Below are 17,166 nucleotides of genomic sequence, written 5' to 3' on the forward strand. Positions count from 1 at the left end.
TCAACGTTCACGATTGACTTCGTAACGAGCGCGTTGTTCCATAATCATGCGCCGCTCGCGTTCGATCTCTCTTGCCAGTTCTTCTTCGGTTGGCAATATCAGCCTGTACTTGGAAGCGAAAATTTGCTCGCTGTCTTTCAAGACTGAATATTTCACCACCGTCTCGTCCTTTGCCGCGCAGAAGATGATCCCAACGGTTGGGTTGTCATCGTCACCGCGTTTCAGGTCGTCGAACATCCGCACGTACATATCCATTTGCCCGATGTCTTGATGCGTCAACTTTTCGTTCTTCAGATCGATCAGCACGAAACACTTGAGCAGATAGTTATAAAACACAAGGTCAATGTAGAAATGACTGGTTTCGGCGCTGATGCGGAATTGCCTGCCGACAAAGGAAAATCCTTTGCCCATTTCGAGCAGGAATTGTTGCAGGTTGTCAATGATGGCGGTTTCTATTTCCCGTTCTGAAGCATCGGGCGATTCTGGGATCTGCAAAAACTCAAGCACGTAGGGATCTTTGATGAAGTCGGCGAAGGTCGGCTTGCTCGAATCGTTCTCTGGAGTTGCCGATTTCTTGTCTGGCGATTTCAATAGTCGCTCAAAATAGTGAGTGTTGATATTCCGTTCCAACTGGCGCGTGCTCCAATTTTGCTCCGCCGCCTCGCGGATGTAATACTTGCGGGCGGGCTCGCCTTCCACGCGCATGATGAGGCGGTAGTGAGACCAGCTTAAAAGGCTACGCACTGCGTAGCTTTTTTGAAAGTCGGGGAAGGTGAGATAAAACAGCCGAAAATTCTTGAGGTTGGCAATGGTAAACCCCTTGCCGAACTCTCCAGTCAACTGTTTGGAGAGTTCCTTGATAAGAGCCGCGCCATATTCAGCCCGATCTTTGCCCTGCTGTTCCTCCTCCACAATGCGGCGGCCGATCTCCCAGTAGGCTTCGACCATGGCAAAGTTGACCGCCGCGTACGCCTTCTGACGGGCTTGCGCCAGAATGGAGCGGACTTCGTCGAAGAACGTGGAACGAGGAACGATTTTATCGGTTTTCATTTTCTGCAAATCGCAGTCAAGGCGATGATATCACCTCCATCGCCGCGACAACCCTTTTCCTCGATAACTCGCAATACTTTGCATCCACTTCGACGCCGATGGCTTTGCGTCCATTCGTCACTGCCGCGATGATGGTCGAGCCGCTGCCGCTGAACGGGTCTAACACAGTGTCGCCTACATAGCTGAACAGTTTGACACAGCGGCGCGGCAATTCAAGCGGAAACGGCGCGGGGTGACCGATCTTCTTTTTGCTTTCTCCGTTGAACGTCCACACGCCGTTGGTCCATTCCATGAATTCGTCGCGCGTCACATCAGAAACTTTGCTTCCGCCCGTTTTCTTCCACTTGCTTTTATACAGCACAAGGATCAATTCCACCGGCGCGATGACGAACGGCGCGCTGGCGCTCATCCATGAGCCCCAGGCGGTGCGGCGCGAGATGTTGCCCTCGTTCCAAATGATGGTGGAGTGATAACCAAAGCCGATCTGTTTTGCGAGCGTGGTCAAATCGGCGCCCACGCTTTGTTGCCCGCCTTTATTTTTATCGAGCGGAATGTTCAAGCAAAAACGCCCGTCGTCTTTCAACCATTGATGACAACGCGTCATCCATTGTTGGCTGAACTCAAGATACTCCGCGTACGAAATATCATCTTTGTGCGAGTTGTAGGCGATGTCCACATTGTACGGCGGCGAGGTGACGATCAGGTCAACGCTCGAATCGTCCACGCGATCGGTGGCGACAACATCGTCGTGAATGATCTTTACTTGTTCAGTTTCAAAAAAGATTTTGGGATCGGGCATGTTGGTTCGGTTTTTGGATTATAGCACGCCTCCTTCGCCTATTCTTTTTGGTTCCCCACCCTCGACATTCTCACCCTCTATCGATTCCTCGCCAGCCATTCCACCTCGACGGAGTCTGCCACATCGTTGAACTCCGGGTCGCCGGTCAATACGCCGCCATTCAGTTGGAGCGCCGCGGTAATCGCAAAGGCATCCGCGTACGAGATGGGATGGTTTGCCTTGATGTGCGCGGCGGCAAAGACAGTTTGAGGATCGGCGGGAAGAATCTCAAGAGGCAGGCTTTGGATGATCGTGAGCGCTTCGCGGGCTTTATTCAGCCCATTGTTTCGCTCCAGATTGTATAGGACTTCTCCTAAATTGATGATGGACATGTAGAGTTGGCATTTCCTATGTTCGGCGTCGCTCAAAAGATCGCGGATACGCTGGGCAGATGGCTCGCCTTTCAGATATGCCATCAGCGCGAACGCGTCGAGAACATAGATTGGCAGATCAGCCATTCGCGAATCTTTCTTCTCTCTTTTTTTCCATTTCACGGTCTTTCTTCACGGCATCGTACAGTGGCGGCGTTTCTTTTAGAAATCCATACCCTTTTTTGATCGGATCTTTGACAGCGGGAACAATGGCAAGCACACCGCCGTAATCTACAATGACCACTTTGGCGCCGGCGCGCAGGTTGTATTTCTTGCGATACTCGGCAGGGATCACAACCCAGCCCTTGTTGGAAATTGTCAATTCCATCGGCGGCTCCTTGGTTATACCTTTTCAAGAAAAAGTATAACACGATTCCCGCCTACTTAATTTCCAACGCTACCACCAGCGCGGTCTGCGCCCATTCGCTGAGCGAGCCGTCGGATTCGCGTTCGTTGTATTTGTCGGCGAGCAGGGCTCGGGCGGACGATTCTTCCTCCGAAGACTGGACCAGCGTGCCCGTCGAGGTGAAGCGGCTTGTCCCGATCCGCACGGTGACGTTGGGACTCTTCATCAGGTTCTTCACCCAATCCGATTTGTGACCGCCGCCGGAGAGGATGTAGAGCGTGTCGCCTTTCATCCCGAACCAGATTTCGATCTCGTGCGGGTTGCCAGTGACGCGACCTGTGGTGGTGAGATAGCAAAATTCCTCGCTGGCGAGATCACTCTTCATCTTCGCTCTCGTTGGAAAGGAAATAGGTTTGCGCGGGGAGGAGCAAATGCTTGCGCGTCCATGTGGCGTAGACGGTGGTGCAGTGCGGACGCGGCAGTCGTTTGATCTTCGATGAGTCGTACAAAAGAATGGAACGGTTGGTGATGGCTTCGATCACTGTCCAGTGATCGTGGTAGCCCTGCAAGCCGAGGATGATGGCGCGTCCGGGCGTGCCGTCGAGAAACGTTTGCATGGATTTCCAAAAGGTGGTGAGGTCGGGGTTTGGCACGCCGCGCCACGGGATTTCGACGTCGGAGATCCTTTGCTTGCCGACGACTTTATCGAGGATCAACAGCATTTCCGTATGGATGATGCCGTTGATGAGGAGTTTGCGCAACAGCCGGCGCCGCGATAAGAAGCGGATTAGGTCGTTGAAAAGTTGCTGAGTTTCTTCATCGGAGGAGTGGTTGACGATGCGTTCGGCGTTGATGATGCTGTACAGCCCGCACAGCGAGTCGAGACCGCCCTGTTGGAAGGGGAGCAGACCGGAGGGGAGGCGTGAGGCGCGGGGCATTGCCCCATTGTAACGCAGTTGAAAGTTGAGATTCCGCTAATCCCCGCGAATTTACGCTAATCTTTCAGGGAAATTCGTGCTAAGATTGAGGCGAGATGAGACGAATTCGAATACTTTACCTTTGGATCATCCATGCAATGCCAAGCAAAAGCCTGACGGGTACAAACGTACCTGCCGGGCTTTTTATTTTCAAACCATCGATTCTTTGTCGTTCATTCCTAAATTATTTACCGCAAAGCGCGCTAAGAACGCAAAGATTTAATAGTCTTCTTCGCGATCTTTGCGAACTTCGCGGTTCGATGTTGATCCTCGCACAATAGAAAAATTGCGGATTGAAATCCGCAATCCGTATAGGAGCCTGAATGCAAACACCCTGGGAATATCGCTACGCTTTTCGCACTCAACAAATGTCGAGTTCGGTTATCCGCGAATTGCTGAAACTCACCGAACTGCCGGAGATCATTTCATTTGCGGGTGGTCTGCCGGCGCCGGAGGTTTTCCCGCTGGAGCGGTTCCGCGAGGCGAGCAATACCGTGCTGGAGAATTTCGGTCCCCAGTCATTGCAATACAGCACGACCGAGGGACACCGCCCTCTGCGTGAGATGATCGCGCGGCACATTTCGCGCTTCAGTTCGGAGGTGAGCGCGGATAACGTCCTCATCACGTCCGGCTCGCAGCAGGCGTTGGATTTTGTCGGGCGGCTGTTCGTCAACCGCGGCGACTACATCGTGGTCGAATCGCCGACGTATCTCGGCGCGTTGCAGGCGTGGAACGCGTACGGCGCGCAATACATCCCTGTGCGAGCGGATGAACACGGGATGATCGTGGATGAATTGGAAGCGGCTCTGCGCGTCGGACCTAAATTTATCTACGTCCTTCCGAATTTCCAAAACCCGAGCGGGTCCACGCTGAGCCTCGAGCGGAGGCAGCAACTCATCAGGATCGCGGATAAATACGGCGTGCCGATCATCGAGGATGATCCGTATGGTCAGTTACGTTATGAAGGCGAGCATATCCCGTCCATTGTGGCGTTGGACAGCGAGTATCGCGGTCCGAACGGCGGACATTACAGCGGCAATGTGATCTACCTCAGCACGTTCTCGAAGTTGCTCGCGCCGGGTCTGCGGCTGGGATGGGTGATCGCGCCATCGGAAGTGATCCAGAAACTGGTGATGAGCAAACAAGCGGCGGATTTGCACACGTCTTCGTTCAATCAATATATCGCGTTCGAGGCGGCGAAGGGCGGATTCCTCGACGAGCATGTGAAAGTGATCCGCGCCACATATAAAGAACGGCGCGATGTGATGATCGAAATGATGGAAGAGATGTTCCCCGCCGGTGTGACGTGGCGAAAGCCGAAAGGCGGCATGTTCCTGTGGAGCATTTTGCCCGAAGGCATGGACTCGGCGGAGGTGTTGAAACGCGCGGTGGAAAAGAAGGTCGCGTTCGTGCCGGGCGAAGCATTCCATCCCTTGGGTGGAGGCAGGAACACGATGCGGTTGAATTTTTCCTATTCCTCGCCGGAGACCATCCGTGAGGGGATTGCGAGGTTGGGGGTTACGTTGAAGGAGTTGATCGCGGATAAATAAAATTGGGACGCAGATGAACGCAGATTAACGCTGATAAAGTTTAATGTAAGGGCGGCGCTTCGACTTCGGTCTTCGTCTCCGCTATCGCTTCGCTCAGACCTCCGCTCAGCGCGGATACTGGCTCTACAAATTCTTGATCGCTGGAATCAATTCATCGAACGATTTGATGATGGCGCAATCTGCTTCGGGGAAGAATCCGCTGGGGTCGTAGAGGACAGGTTGAAGTCCCGCGCGGCGCGAACCGATCACATCCGCGTAGTAATTGTCGCCGACGTAGATCGTTTCTTGCGCGGAGAGTCCCGCGACACGTTTGAGCGCGTGATGAAAAATTTCAGGCTCGGGCTTGAACGAGTCCACTTCGCCACCGGCAAGTGAGAAATCGAAGAAAGTGCTTATGCCGTGTGATTTGAGTTCCTCGCTGAATGGTTTGTCGCGGTTGGAAATGACCGCCATGACGTATCCATGTTGTTTCAATTCGATCAGGGTATTCTTCACATCGTCGGGGACGATGCTTTTGGGCGTGTAAAACTCTTGCATGTACGCGGAGACTTTCGGCGCGAGAGACTTTGATTTTTTGAGAGGGATGTTCAATGCAACGAGGCGGCGATAACTGTAGTTGACCCAAAACTTCTCGTTCTCGCCCTCGTGCTTTTTGAAATCATCGAGCAGGTCGGCAGAGTTTGCCCAATACGCGAATTCCCAGCGCATGGCGCGTTGAAGATCATCGTCGCTGAGTTCGTGTCCCATCGAGCGGACGTGTTCGGAGAAAATTTCGCCTCCGCCGGGGATGTTGTGACGCAGCGTTCCGTCGAGGTCGAAGAAGACGGCTTTGATTCCGTTCAGAGACATGGATGCTCCAAGAATTTTTAAACACGAAGGCTTGCACTGAGTTTATCGAAGTGACACAACGGACACAAAGAAAATCTGTGGAGAGGCTATTCGCTCGTTGCTTATCCAACCTTAGTGACCTTCGTGTCCTTTGTGGTAAAAAATTATCCGCCGATGTGAGACATTTCCACTTTGGGCAGGTCAATCGTATTTTCAGAGCGGAGTTCCGAGTAGCGGTCGTCGCGTTTGCCCCAGATGCGGGCAATAGTCTGTGAAATGTCATCATCAGTTGCGCCGTTGCGCATGAGCGATTTCAAGTCGTGACCTTTGACGGCGAACAGGCACGTGTACAATTTCCCTTCGGCGGAGATGCGCGCGCGGTTGCAATCGCGGCAGAAGGCGTGCGTCACCGATGAAATGACCCCGATCTCGCCGCTCCCGTCTGTGTAACGCCAGCGTTCGGCAACTTCGCCGCGATAGTTCGGGTCAATCGGTTCGAGCGGCATCTCGGCGGAAATCATTTTGACGATCTCCGCAGACGACACAACATCGTCCATGCGCCAGCCGTTGGTGTGACCCACATCCATGTATTCAATGAAGCGCAGGATGTATCCCTTCTCGCGGAAGAAGCGCGCCATCGGCAAAATGCTGGATTCGTTCATCCCGCGCTTGACCACCATGTTGACTTTGATCGGTTCCAACCCGACGCTTGCGGCTGTGTCCATCCCTTCGATCACTTTCGCCACCGGGAAATCCGCGTCGTTCAACGCTTTGAAGGTTTCATCGTCGAGCGAATCCAAACTCACGGTGACGCGCTTCAAGCCCGCGTTTTTCAACGCTTGAGCCTGTTTCGCCAATAACGCGCCGTTGGTCGTGAGTGTGAGGTCGAGCCCGGGAATCTCCGCGAGCATTTTCACGAGCAGATGCGCATCCTTGCGGACGAGCGGCTCGCCGCCGGTCAGGCGAATCTTTTTGACGCCATGCCCCACGAAAATGCGCGCCAGACGCGCGATCTCTTCGAAGGTCAGCACTTCGTTGTGCGGCAGGTAGGGATAATCGGAGCCGAAGATCTCTCTCGGCATGCAGTACACGCAACGGAAGTTACAGCGGTCGGTGACTGAGATGCGCAGGTCGCGCAAGGGGCGGTTGAAGGTGTCAGTGAGGTTCATGGTTGAGGGTTAGGATCAGGCGTACCCGTGGAAAGAAGCGTCTGTCCATTATAACAACTCCACCGAAGGTCTATTTGACTAGCCATCTCTGCCGTGCTATCATCTGCCGTTATTCGCACTTTATCAAGGAGTTATTAATGAGCGTCAGTGTTGAATTTATTCTTCGTATTGTTGGCATGATCTTTATCGGGATTATCGCAGGCGTTTGGGGGTTTAGTTTGGGCGGGAACAACTTTTCAGAATCGATCCGCTATGCCTCGATCATTGGGCTGTTAGGCGCGCTCACCGGGCTGGTGCTTACGCCCTATGTGACGACGCGCCCGGCTCGCGCGGTGCGCGTGAGGCTGGGACGGCTTTCGGCAGAGACTCTCTTCGCCGGGTTGCTCGGCATGATCGTTGGGTTGTTGACCGCGGCGCTGTTGGCATTTCCTTTTTCATTGCTTCCCAAACCGTTCGGGCAGATCATGCCGCTGGTCGGTGTGATCGCGTTTACATGGCTGGGCATTTCGCTGTTCGTGATGAGGCAGGGAGATATCATGGGTCTGCTCAGCACATTGAGCGGACGCGGCGGCGAGGGCGGTTCTTCGTCTTCATGGACAAACCTCAACCGCACCATCTTACTGGATACGAGCGTGATCATTGACGGGCGCGTGACAGATATTGCCAGAACAGGATTTTTGCCGGGCACGCTTCTCATCCCGCGTTTTGTGTTGAACGAGCTCCAATATATTGCCGATTCACCGGACGGTTTGCGCCGTCAACGCGGGCGGCGCGGCATGGACGCGCTGGCTGAACTGCAAAAATTGCCGAACATTCTCGTGCGCATCAGCGACATCAACGCGGAAGGCGTGCGCGAAGTGGACGATAAACTTGTTGTGCTTGCCAAGCAGTTGAAATGCCCGATCCTCACCAATGATTACAATTTGAACAAGGTCGCCGAACTGCAAGGCGTGACGATCCTCAACATCAACGAACTGGCGAACGCGGTCAAGTCTGTCGTCCTGCCTGCCGAACGCATGACACTGAACATTTTCCAGGAAGGCAAGGAACACGGTCAGGGCGTGGGCTACATGGACGACGGCACGATGGTGGTGGTGGAGAACGGTCACGATTATATCGGCGAATATAAGGAAGTCGTCGTTACGAAAGTCCTCCAAACCGCGGCGGGTCGCATGATCTTCGCGCGCGTGGAAGACGAGAATGGACGAAAGAAAAAATAATCCGCAGATTTGGCAGATTACGCAGATAAAAAATGAAGATCGTGGAAGAACGCGACCCGCAGACGTATGCCATCATCGGCGCGGCGATGGAAATTCATCGCCAATTGGGTCATGGGTTTCTCGAAGCGGTGTATCAGGAAGCCGCAGTGATCGAATTTCCACTCAGGCAAGTTCCGTTTGAGAGGGAAGTTTCACTGCCAATCAAATACAAAAATATTCTTCTTCCCACTCATTATCGCGCAGACTTTGTTTGCTTCTCTGAGATCGTTGTGGAGTTCAAGGCTTTGTCCAGATTATCAACCGTGGAAGAGTCTCAACTTCTCAACTACCTCAAAGCCACAGGTTTAAAACGCGGACTGTTGATCAACTTTGGCGCAACAAGCCTGCAATATAAGCGCCTCGTCTGGGGTTATGAAGAAAAGGTTTTAAAATCTGCGCCATCTGCGTAATCTGCGGATAAAATCAAGGTCAATATGATCCGTCTCTATAACACCCTCACCCGCAAAAAAGAAGAATTCCAAACGCTCGAACCGAACGTCGTCAAGATGTATGTCTGCGGCGTGACGGTCTATAACGACGCGCATGTCGGTCACGCCATGTCTGCCATCGTGTTCGACATCATCCGCCGTTATCTCGAATATCGCGGTTACAGCGTGCGGCACGTGATGAACTACACCGATGTGGACGACAAGATCATCAACCGCGCCAATCAACTCGGCGAAGACCCGCTCAAATTGTCGCAACGTTATATCGAAGATTACGCCAACGATCTGAAAAATTTGAATGTCTTGCCCGCCACGTCGAATCCGCAGGTGAGCAAGACCATGCCGCTCATCATCGAATTCATTCAAGGCTTGATCCAAAAAGAAGCCGCGTACGCCGCGTCGAACGGCGATGTCTACTTCAGCGTCATCGGCGACAACGATTACGGCAAACTCTCTGGGCGCAAGCTCGACGACATGCAGGCAGGCGCGCGCATCGAAGTAGGCGAAGCGAAAAATCACCCGATGGACTTCGCGTTGTGGAAAGCCGCGAAGCCCGGCGAAATTTCATGGGACAGTCCATGGGGCAAGGGGCGTCCCGGCTGGCACATCGAATGTTCCGCCATGAACCTCGCCGAACTCGGCGAACAAATTGATATTCACGGCGGCGGCAACGACCTCATCTTTCCGCACCACGAAAACGAGATCGCGCAGACCGAATCGTACACGGGCAAACAATTTTCGCGCTATTGGATTCACAACGGCATGTTGCAACTCGGCGGCGAGAAAATGTCCAAGAGCCTCGGCAACATCGTCAGCATCAAAGATTTTTTGACAACGCGCGACGCCGATGTGATGCGGATGCTCGTGCTGATGGGATCGTACCGCGCGCCGCTGATCTTCAACGATGAGACTCAAGACGCCGCCGAAAAATTACTCGACCGCCTCAAGTCTGCCCTGCGGCCTGCCTCGCCCTCGTCAAGCGGACTCTCCGCTGGGAGCGCCGCCGAACTTGCCGCGCACGCCGAAGCGACTCGCAAATCCTTCACCGATGCGATGGACGACGATTTCAATTCCCCGCTCGCGCTCGCCGCGTTGTATGAACTCGTCAAAGCCATCAACACCGCCCGCGATAACGGCGCGAATGATGCTCAACTCGAACCCGCGCAAAAATCTTTACGCGAACTCACCGGCGTGTTTGGCTTGCAACTCAAAGAAAAGACTGGTTCAAGCGAGAACGAAGCAAAGGTTGTTGCGCTCATCGCCGAACGCACGGAGGCGCGCAAACAAAAACAATGGGCGCGTTCGGACGAACTCCGCGACCAGTTGAAAGCCATGGGCGTGACCATCGAAGACAGCAAAGACGGAACGACGTGGCGGTGGAGTTAAGAGTTCGTAAAAATATAAAATCTCTGTGGGGATGCGGTTGCGCCGCATCCCGCTCGCAGTTGCACTGCGAGCGAACAAACACACGGAGGTTATTCATTTACCGACCCTAATTATGCGGAGGCAGATGGCGCTCCGCCTTTTATCCCCGCTCGATACTCCTCATCAATACGACCATCAGCGCCGCCGTTAAAACCAGCATTGTAAAACCTCCGCCGCTCCCCCACAAGACAAACCCAACCCAGGGCAGGATGAATGCCAACAGGGCGACAACCTGCGTGATCGGCGAGCGTGTAAAACCCGCGCACTCCATCAACGGAATCCATACAAAGGCGAAGTCATAGTTTTGCAGGTAGGGGTTCACCAGTAACATCATGCAAGTAAACAGAGCCACCAACCTGCCATCCTGCAAGCGTGGAAAGCTTCGCGCAAGCAGGGCAACCAAACCGATCAACAATGCGAGCGACACAAGAAACGCCCGGTCGAATCCAAAGCCGACGAGTTGGGTGATCGCCATCGGCAGGCTGTCGCACTGTCTGCATGCAGACGCATCCTTGAACGCGAAGAGCGACCCCCAGTAATTGACTACCCAGTTTCCATCCGCGAGAAATCCGATGGCAAAAAGAAATAGACCGGTCACTGCGGCGCTCTTCAACGCGCGCGCGCCGAAGTCATCGCGTCGAAGCAAAAGGTGGACAGCCACTGCCAGCAAGGCGAATGCTCCCACATGCGGTTTGAACGTGGTGAGCGCCATCCCCACTGCCAGGACGGCGGCATTTTTCTGGCGCAAGGCATAGACCATCATTGCCATCCCCAGCATGGTTGGGAAAACGTATTGCCCAACCATCAACGCGCCGAGGCTGGGGAAAAACAAAGGAGCCAGGACAAATGAAATCAGGCGCGAACGGGGGGTCCATCCATCGGTAATTAACCAGGCCGAGAGCATCAGCATGGCGGTGTTGAGCAGGAACCACATCCGCACTGCAATAGAGATGGGAAGCAGGGCAATAGGCAGGGTTGCCAGGGCGTACCACGGCGGATATGGAAAAGGCAGGACGAATACCCGCTCAACAGCAACGCCAAGATCGTTCGCCACCATTTGCTCCTGCCCAGCCAGGTCGTACAACGGGATGCCGCGCAGGAGTCCGCTATCTGCCCGGTAGAGCACTTGAAAATCGAGGAAGGGTTCCAAGGGCAAAGGCGCAAACCAGGCGACCGCCAACATAACCCCAAGGGTAACGATAACAAACCCGAGCGTGAGAGCGATTCGTTTCATACGCTTTTCGCGTTAAGCCGTGTTCCTTTCTGGACAACGACTCGGCGACAACCATGCTGATTGTATCCTCCACCTTTCAAATTATGCTATGATGCAAATAGAATGCAAACTGCAGCGCTGAGTCGTGTTCAAGGACGCCTGTCAACATCCCTCCCGCTGGTATGGGTTTCGCTCGCCTTCCTTGCGGGGATCGCGCTTGCCAGTTATCTCTCCTTGCCGGTTTGGGTTTGGGCGGTATTTGCCGTTCTCTTTATGATCCTTGCCATCTTCGTTCGCCGTTTTTCTCCCTTCGAAAGTCTCCGGGCATCGCATCCCACGTTTCACTTTCTATTTCAACCTTTTTTCTTTCTTCTCTTTTTCTTTCTGTTTCTCGGTTCAGCCCGCTACCAATTCTCCGTCCCCAACTTCGACGCGTTCCACGTCGCCTTCTACAATGACCGCAATTACGATTTGCTACTCACCGGTCATCTCGTTGAACCCCCCGATTACCGCGACTCCTACACCAACCTCCGCCTACAAGTGACAGCCGTAGACACCGGCGACGGCGATCTCCCAGTCGAAGGCTTGTTGCTTGCGCGTGTGGACGCCAACCAGCCCTTTCACTACGGCGAAATCATCCGCCTGCGCGGCAAACTCAAAACCCCGCCCGAAAACGAAGACTTCTCGTACCGCGACTACCTCGCCGCGCAAAACGTCCACTCGTACATTTCCAGCGCGGAGGTGACGATCTTGCCCGGCCGCGGCGGCAACATCTTCTCAGCCGCGCTCTACGCTTTCAAAGAACGATCGCTCGCCAACATCTACCGCATCTTTCCCGACCCCGAATCGTCCCTGCTGGCGGGTATCCTCCTCGGTGTGGATACGGGACTCACCAAAGAATTGCAACAAGCCTTCAAAAACACCGGCACCGCGCACATTATTGCCATCTCGGGCTTCAACATCAGCATCATCGCCGGGATCTTCTTTACGATGTTCAGCCGCATGGTTGGTCCGCGCTGGGGCTCGGCGCTTGCCGTGTTGGGGATTATCTTGTACACCCTGCTGGTCGGCGGCGACGCGGCAGTTGTGCGCGCCGCAATCATGGGAACGTTTGCTTTGTTCGCGCGGCAGATCGGGCGCAGGCAATTCGCGCTGAACACATTGCTTGCTGTGGCAATGTTGATGTGCGCGTGGAATCCGTTGTATATTTGGGATGTCGGCTTTCAATTATCGTTCTTCGCCACGCTGGGTCTCATCCTCTACGCCGAACCGTTTTCCAAATTTGCCGCCCGCGCGCTCAACCGCTATGTTCCACTTTCCACTGCTGAAAAAATAATTCAGCCTCTTTCCGATTTCGTCCTCCTCACCTTTGCCGCGCAACTCACCACCATTCCAATCATGGCATATCACTTCCAGCGCATCTCGCTCATTTCGTTCATCGCCAACCCATTCATCCTGCCGGCGCAACCGGCGGTGATGATCCTCGGCGGCGTCGCGGTCCTCCTCAGCCTGATCTGGCTGCCGCTGGGTCAACTGGCGGCGTGGGTCGCTTACCCGTTCACGTTGTACACCATCCGCATCGTCGAACTCTTCGACCGCGTGCCGCATGGGACGATCTTTCTGGGAGATTTCTCTTTCGGATTCGTGATCCTGTTCTACGCGGCGCTTCTGTTGCTGACCATTCGACCGGCTCACGGCGGCGCCTTCGGCTGGTCTGCCCTTCGCGAGCGAATCCACTCCCTACGGGCGAAGGCAGGCGCGCTCGGCGCGGGAAGCGCGGTTGTCCTGTTGACCATTGCCCTGCTCCTCATCTGGCGCGCGGCTGTCTCCCTCCCGGACAGACTCCTGCACATCACCTTCCTCGATGTCGGCTCAGCGGATGCGGTCTTCATCAAAACGCCGTCGGGCAAGAACATCCTCGTCAACGGCGGGCCCAGCGTAACCATCCTTTCAGACGAACTCGGCAGGCGCGTCTCTGCTTTTAACCGCTCACTCGATTGGCTGATCATCGCCAGCACGGAGGAAGAACAGGTCGCGTCACTGCCGCGCGCGCTCGAACGTTACACGCCCGATAGCGTGTTGTGGAGCGGCAACCGGCAGGGATCGTTTTCCTCGCGCGTGTTGTACGAGTACCTCACCCTGCAAGCCATTCCCGTAACGTTCGCGGAAACCAACCAAACCCTCGACCTCGGCGACGGCGCCGCACTGCAAATACTCACAACGGGCGCGCGCGGTTCGGTGTTATTAATTGAGTGGCAGAACTTCCGCGCGGTATTGCCCATCGGCATGAGTTTTGAAGCCATTGCCGAACTGCGCGACGGTCAGTCGGTTGGACCGGTCAGCGTGCTGTCGCTCGCCGATTCGGGATATGCGCCCTCCAACCCGCCGGAATGGATCGTGAATCTCAACCCGGAGGTGATCGTGCTAAACGTTTCCGCAGGCGATCAAAACGGGATGCCAGACGACGAGACGCTCGACGCGGTCAAGGATCATGAGTTGCTCCGCACCGACCAGAACGGCTGGATCGAGATCACCACGAACGGTGAGCAAATGTGGGTGAATGTGGAGAGAAATCGAGGAGAATGAACCATGAGCGAACTGACAATACAAACTTCGCAAGTGCAAGGCAACGTTTCGGTTACGATATTGAACCTGGCCGGTCATTTGCACGGCGCGACCGAACATCAGTTGCTGGATGCCGCGCGACAGGCGCATGAAGACGGGGCAAGACACCTTTTGTTAGATACCTCTGGCTTGGATGTATTATCCAGCGCGGGTTTGCGCGGCATTCAAGGCGCGTTCAAACTGTTCACCCCGCCCCGCGATGTTGAAACGATCAGCCGTCACGAAACAGAACAATACAAGTCTCCCTATTTCAAAATGATCTGCTCGAACCCGCAGATCTACTATATCCTCAACATTACCGGCTTCGCGCAAAATATACTCATCTTCAACAATCTGGAAGAGGCGCTCAACTCATTTGGCGGTTAACACGTTCAGCGCGCTTACAAACGCATCTGCCATTCTTTCGATGTTGATCTCCTCTTTCACGATCCGAAACGACTCTGCCCCCATCGTTCGCAGACGCGCCGTATCCGACAGCGCGTCTTTCATTGTGGCAACCAGCGCGTCGAAATCATCGGGCGGGACTTGCCAACCGTTCTCTTTTCGCACGAGATCATCCTGCGTGCCGTCTCCCTGCGCCACGATGACGGGCAGACCGTAACTCATCACCTCTTGGACAGCCAGCCCCCCGGTTCCCGGCAGGACGAAGAGGTCTGCCTCTTCCATGTGAGCCTTTAACTCCGCCCCATGCTTTGCGCCCACAAACTCCGCGGACGGATAAATTTCTGCGGCGAGTTCCTCAAACGCCTCGCGTTCGGGCCCATCACCGACAATGACCAGCCGCACATTTTGAATCTCCGCGCACGCGCCGAGTAACAAATCTATATTTTTGCGTAATTGCAATCGTCCCACGAAAAGGATGTAAGGCTTTTCATTAAACGTGTTTGGTCGCTTTGGCATTTCCCATGTTGGCGAAGGGGAGACAGAATTATGCGCGACGAAAATATTATCGAGGGGAAAGCCCAAGTTGGCATATTCGTCCGCGCCGCGTTGACTGTACGCGATCAGCGCATCGAATTGACTGAGGAAGGCGCTTCTTCTTCGTTCACGCCATCCGCTGACGGCGGGCGCGCCAAGTCCCCACCCGATGACCGGTTTGTTTTGCTCGCGCATCCAATTCACGGCGGAAGAAGTGGAAAGATAGCGCGGGTTGGCTTCCACGATCAGCGCGTCGGGATTCCACTCTTTCAGCCAGTTCGTCAATCCGCGCTGATAACACAAATAAAAATTCCCGCCAAACAAATGTATGTTTTTCCCTAACTCGTATCTCGTAACTCGTAACTCGCTTGTCGTCGTAATTCCTTCGCTTGGACGCGGCAAGCCGGTGAAGAGACTCATCCCGCCATCGCAGGCGGAGGCGAGCAAGTCAAAGAACGGAGCGCGATAACTTGGGAGGACGCGTTGTTGCAGGGCGAGCCTGCCATTGAATCGATTCATGATGGGATATGCGGAGCCTGCCACGCGGGAGATTTGTGCGCATGGACAACTTTCCACGCGCCGTTGAGTTTCACCATCACGCGGCTTTCGTTGTGAGACGCAACCTTCACGCCGTCTGCGGAGGCTGTGCTGATGAGCAATGTATAACTTGCAATCGCGGTCTCGCCGTAGTTTTGAATATGCAAATTCGAGAGATCGAATCGCGTTGCAGATTTTCCCTTCGCGTCCGCGCCGAAGACCGTGCCGCGCTCGGCATTGGACGACATCATAAATTCATGGAAGGGAAGCCCGTCAATGCGATGCGGTGTGATCCACCATTCGTAAAGAGTCAAATCTTCGGCGGTAGTTTCGTTGTAGGTCTTCATGTCGTTCTCCTGAATGGATTGCAAGTGCTTTTTCAGGAAGGCGATGATTTCTTCGGACATGAAAATCTCCTTTTCAGGTTACCTCGGTGGTTGAGTAGCCCCGCGCGTGCTGAGCGGAGCGATAGCGAAGTCGAAGCATCGCGGGGCGTATCGAAACCACCACGCCATACAGCAATTCTCGTAACAAAATTTCTTTTGCATACTGGTGGTTTCGATACGGGCTCGCTATCGCTCGCCCTACTCAACCACCGAGGTATTCATAACAACACTTTCAAATATTCATCCACCATTGTATCCAATCCCAAAACAGACTCTGCCCTCGCGCGCGCGGATGTGCGGAAGCGTTCATTATCGCGCAAGATTTCATCCGCCGCCTCCGCCAGCGACGGGATGTCTGGTCGCTCCAACTTCCACGGGTTCGCGCCGTGAGCAACAAGCCGACCGGCATCTCCCTGCACAAGTTCAGCAAGCGAGCCGGTGTCGAAACCGACAACAGGCAGTCCGCACGCCAGCGCTTCGATGACCGAATTTGGGCATGGCGGATTCACTTCCGCGGAAAACAGAAGATGCGACGAACGTTCGAGAAACGGAATCTCCTCGCGCGGCATCGAATCAATGAAACGGATTTGGAAATCTTTTTGTTCTCCCAATTTCTTTTTCGCGTTCGCATCCACGCGCCCGACGATGACCAATTCAATTTTATGCTTCTTCGATAACTGCTTTGCCAGGTCAACCGCGTAAAACAAACCGGAGTCGAGTCCGCCAGCGAGGCTTCCTTCAACAACCAGCAAGCGATAAAAATCTGTTGGGCGTTCGCGCGATCCGTTCGGCGAGTATTGATCCAAGTCCACGCCGTTGAGAATCACGGAAGAGGGAATGATCGTCTTTCCGTACCAATCCTCCCACCAGCCTTTGACGAAGTGACTTTGATAGATCACTTTATCCGCAAGATGTTTTCGAATGAACGAAAGATTCCAGTTGCCATAGATCGCGCGGGTTGTGTAACGCAGTCCAGCCCAGCGCACGCGGTGGACCCAGTTCAAGCCGTCGAGGCGCTGGACGATTCGCTGTCCCTTTGAACGCGCTCGACGCAGGCGCGGCAGGTTCTTCGTCCCGGCGAGAACGAGGACGGCATCCGCTGGCTGATCCAGATCGTACGTCACGTCCACATTGCGCGTGCGGAGTCCGCTTTCAAATTTGAGTCGGAACGAGGTGACGCCGCCGAATCCCTCCACGCGGGGAAAAATACAAATACGAGGCATGAGAG

At 54.4% G+C, this 17,166-nt stretch carries 18 protein-coding genes; 6 read left to right on the forward strand and 12 right to left on the reverse strand.

Features of this window, described 5'->3' with window-relative positions:
* The 6 genes from IPM31_05875 to IPM31_05900 all read right to left on the reverse strand — a co-directional run bounded on the left by IPM31_05875 (position 1) and on the right by IPM31_05900 (position 3,543).
* Positions 1-1,050 carry a DUF1016 family protein gene (locus tag IPM31_05875; protein ID MBK9006504.1) on the reverse strand — a complete coding sequence of 350 codons (1,050 nt, stop codon included), beginning with the start codon at positions 1,048-1,050 and terminating at the stop codon, positions 1-3.
* Between the two features lie 16 nt (positions 1,051-1,066).
* Positions 1,067-1,849, reverse strand: coding sequence for a site-specific DNA-methyltransferase (locus IPM31_05880; GenBank protein MBK9006505.1), 783 nt, complete (start codon positions 1,847-1,849; stop codon positions 1,067-1,069).
* A gap of 77 nt (positions 1,850-1,926) precedes the next feature.
* Complete coding sequence (locus IPM31_05885) at positions 1,927-2,346, reverse strand: type II toxin-antitoxin system VapC family toxin (GenBank protein ID MBK9006506.1); 420 nt, start codon at positions 2,344-2,346, stop codon at positions 1,927-1,929.
* Positions 2,339-2,587: an AbrB/MazE/SpoVT family DNA-binding domain-containing protein gene (locus tag IPM31_05890; protein ID MBK9006507.1), complete on the reverse strand. Its 249-nt coding sequence runs from the start codon at positions 2,585-2,587 to the stop codon at positions 2,339-2,341. Before IPM31_05890 ends, IPM31_05885 begins: the two co-directional genes overlap by 8 nt.
* Positions 2,588-2,639: 52 nt before the next feature.
* Positions 2,640-2,990, reverse strand: coding sequence for a nitroreductase family deazaflavin-dependent oxidoreductase (locus IPM31_05895; protein ID MBK9006508.1), 351 nt, complete (start codon positions 2,988-2,990; stop codon positions 2,640-2,642).
* Positions 2,980-3,543, reverse strand: a complete 564-nt coding sequence (locus IPM31_05900; protein ID MBK9006509.1) for a hypothetical protein — start codon at positions 3,541-3,543, stop codon at positions 2,980-2,982. Before IPM31_05900 ends, IPM31_05895 begins: the two co-directional genes overlap by 11 nt.
* A 362-nt stretch (positions 3,544-3,905) precedes the next feature.
* Between IPM31_05900 and IPM31_05905 the strand changes: the two genes are divergently transcribed.
* On the forward strand, positions 3,906-5,132 hold the full coding sequence (locus tag IPM31_05905) for a PLP-dependent aminotransferase family protein (GenBank protein MBK9006510.1): 1,227 nt from the start codon (positions 3,906-3,908) through the stop codon (positions 5,130-5,132).
* A 123-nt stretch (positions 5,133-5,255) separates the two neighbouring features.
* Here IPM31_05905 and IPM31_05910 read toward each other — a convergent pair whose 3' ends face one another.
* Positions 5,256-5,981 (reverse strand): HAD family hydrolase, encoded by a 726-nt coding sequence (locus tag IPM31_05910; GenBank protein ID MBK9006511.1) that lies wholly within the window; start codon positions 5,979-5,981, stop codon positions 5,256-5,258.
* Between the two features lie 143 nt (positions 5,982-6,124).
* On the reverse strand, positions 6,125-7,129 hold the full coding sequence (moaA, locus tag IPM31_05915) for a GTP 3',8-cyclase MoaA (protein MBK9006512.1): 1,005 nt from the start codon (positions 7,127-7,129) through the stop codon (positions 6,125-6,127).
* Between the two features lie 137 nt (positions 7,130-7,266).
* Between moaA and IPM31_05920 the strand changes: the two genes are divergently transcribed.
* The 3 genes from IPM31_05920 to IPM31_05930 are packed head-to-tail and all read left to right on the forward strand — an operon-like array spanning position 7,267 to position 10,220.
* Positions 7,267-8,349 carry a PIN domain-containing protein gene (locus IPM31_05920; GenBank protein MBK9006513.1) on the forward strand — a complete coding sequence of 361 codons (1,083 nt, stop codon included), beginning with the start codon at positions 7,267-7,269 and terminating at the stop codon, positions 8,347-8,349.
* Positions 8,350-8,381: 32 nt separating this feature from the next.
* The gene (locus IPM31_05925; GenBank protein MBK9006514.1) at positions 8,382-8,798 is read left to right on the forward strand and encodes a GxxExxY protein; all 417 of its coding nucleotides are present in this window, start codon (positions 8,382-8,384) and stop codon (positions 8,796-8,798) included.
* Positions 8,799-8,822: 24 nt separating this feature from the next.
* Positions 8,823-10,220, forward strand: coding sequence for a cysteine--tRNA ligase (locus IPM31_05930; GenBank protein MBK9006515.1), 1,398 nt, complete (start codon positions 8,823-8,825; stop codon positions 10,218-10,220).
* Positions 10,221-10,359: 139 nt separating this feature from the next.
* Here IPM31_05930 and IPM31_05935 read toward each other — a convergent pair whose 3' ends face one another.
* On the reverse strand, positions 10,360-11,493 hold the full coding sequence (locus IPM31_05935; GenBank protein MBK9006516.1) for a DUF2029 domain-containing protein: 1,134 nt from the start codon (positions 11,491-11,493) through the stop codon (positions 10,360-10,362).
* Positions 11,494-11,595: 102 nt separating this feature from the next.
* On the opposite strand from IPM31_05935, the gene IPM31_05940 reads away from it, so the two are divergent.
* Both IPM31_05940 and IPM31_05945 read left to right on the forward strand, forming a co-directional pair.
* Complete coding sequence (locus IPM31_05940; GenBank protein MBK9006517.1) at positions 11,596-14,058, forward strand: ComEC/Rec2 family competence protein; 2,463 nt, start codon at positions 11,596-11,598, stop codon at positions 14,056-14,058.
* A gap of 3 nt (positions 14,059-14,061) precedes the next feature.
* On the forward strand, positions 14,062-14,463 hold the full coding sequence (locus IPM31_05945; protein MBK9006518.1) for an STAS domain-containing protein: 402 nt from the start codon (positions 14,062-14,064) through the stop codon (positions 14,461-14,463).
* On the opposite strand, the gene IPM31_05950 is transcribed toward IPM31_05945, so the two are convergent.
* From IPM31_05950 to IPM31_05960, 3 genes are all read right to left on the reverse strand, one after another.
* Positions 14,449-15,534: a glycosyltransferase gene (locus IPM31_05950; GenBank protein ID MBK9006519.1), complete on the reverse strand. Its 1,086-nt coding sequence runs from the start codon at positions 15,532-15,534 to the stop codon at positions 14,449-14,451. The two genes, IPM31_05945 and IPM31_05950, sit on opposite strands and share 15 nt — an antisense overlap.
* Entirely contained in the window at positions 15,531-15,959 is a 429-nt protein-coding gene (locus IPM31_05955; protein MBK9006520.1) for a nuclear transport factor 2 family protein, read from the reverse strand. Before IPM31_05955 ends, IPM31_05950 begins: the two co-directional genes overlap by 4 nt.
* Positions 15,960-16,156: 197 nt before the next feature.
* Positions 16,157-17,161 (reverse strand): glycosyltransferase family 4 protein, encoded by a 1,005-nt coding sequence (locus IPM31_05960; GenBank protein ID MBK9006521.1) that lies wholly within the window; start codon positions 17,159-17,161, stop codon positions 16,157-16,159.
* Positions 17,162-17,166 lie beyond the last annotated feature (5 nt).

The organism is Candidatus Defluviilinea gracilis, assembly GCA_016716235.1.
GTDB classification, from domain to species: domain Bacteria; phylum Chloroflexota; class Anaerolineae; order Anaerolineales; family Villigracilaceae; genus Defluviilinea; species Defluviilinea gracilis.

Coding starts and splice junctions, on each gene's coding strand:
- IPM31_05905 (MBK9006510.1), top strand. CDS start 3,906: ATGCAAACACCCTGGGAATATCGCTACGCTTTTCGCACTCAACAAATG.
- IPM31_05940 (MBK9006517.1), top strand. CDS start 11,596: ATGCAAACTGCAGCGCTGAGTCGTGTTCAAGGACGCCTGTCAACATCC.
- IPM31_05960 (MBK9006521.1), bottom strand. CDS start 17,161: ATGCCTCGTATTTGTATTTTTCCCCGCGTGGAGGGATTCGGCGGCGTC.
- IPM31_05895 (MBK9006508.1), bottom strand. CDS start 2,990: ATGAAGAGTGATCTCGCCAGCGAGGAATTTTGCTATCTCACCACCACA.
- IPM31_05930 (MBK9006515.1), top strand. CDS start 8,823: ATGATCCGTCTCTATAACACCCTCACCCGCAAAAAAGAAGAATTCCAA.
- IPM31_05890 (MBK9006507.1), bottom strand. CDS start 2,587: ATGGAATTGACAATTTCCAACAAGGGCTGGGTTGTGATCCCTGCCGAG.
- IPM31_05945 (MBK9006518.1), top strand. CDS start 14,062: ATGAGCGAACTGACAATACAAACTTCGCAAGTGCAAGGCAACGTTTCG.
- IPM31_05900 (MBK9006509.1), bottom strand. CDS start 3,543: ATGCCCCGCGCCTCACGCCTCCCCTCCGGTCTGCTCCCCTTCCAACAG.
- IPM31_05880 (MBK9006505.1), bottom strand. CDS start 1,849: ATGCCCGATCCCAAAATCTTTTTTGAAACTGAACAAGTAAAGATCATT.
- IPM31_05935 (MBK9006516.1), bottom strand. CDS start 11,493: ATGAAACGAATCGCTCTCACGCTCGGGTTTGTTATCGTTACCCTTGGG.
- IPM31_05955 (MBK9006520.1), bottom strand. CDS start 15,959: ATGTCCGAAGAAATCATCGCCTTCCTGAAAAAGCACTTGCAATCCATT.
- moaA (MBK9006512.1), bottom strand. CDS start 7,129: ATGAACCTCACTGACACCTTCAACCGCCCCTTGCGCGACCTGCGCATC.
- IPM31_05950 (MBK9006519.1), bottom strand. CDS start 15,534: ATGAATCGATTCAATGGCAGGCTCGCCCTGCAACAACGCGTCCTCCCA.
- IPM31_05920 (MBK9006513.1), top strand. CDS start 7,267: ATGAGCGTCAGTGTTGAATTTATTCTTCGTATTGTTGGCATGATCTTT.
- IPM31_05885 (MBK9006506.1), bottom strand. CDS start 2,346: ATGGCTGATCTGCCAATCTATGTTCTCGACGCGTTCGCGCTGATGGCA.
- IPM31_05875 (MBK9006504.1), bottom strand. CDS start 1,050: ATGAAAACCGATAAAATCGTTCCTCGTTCCACGTTCTTCGACGAAGTC.
- IPM31_05925 (MBK9006514.1), top strand. CDS start 8,382: ATGAAGATCGTGGAAGAACGCGACCCGCAGACGTATGCCATCATCGGC.
- IPM31_05910 (MBK9006511.1), bottom strand. CDS start 5,981: ATGTCTCTGAACGGAATCAAAGCCGTCTTCTTCGACCTCGACGGAACG.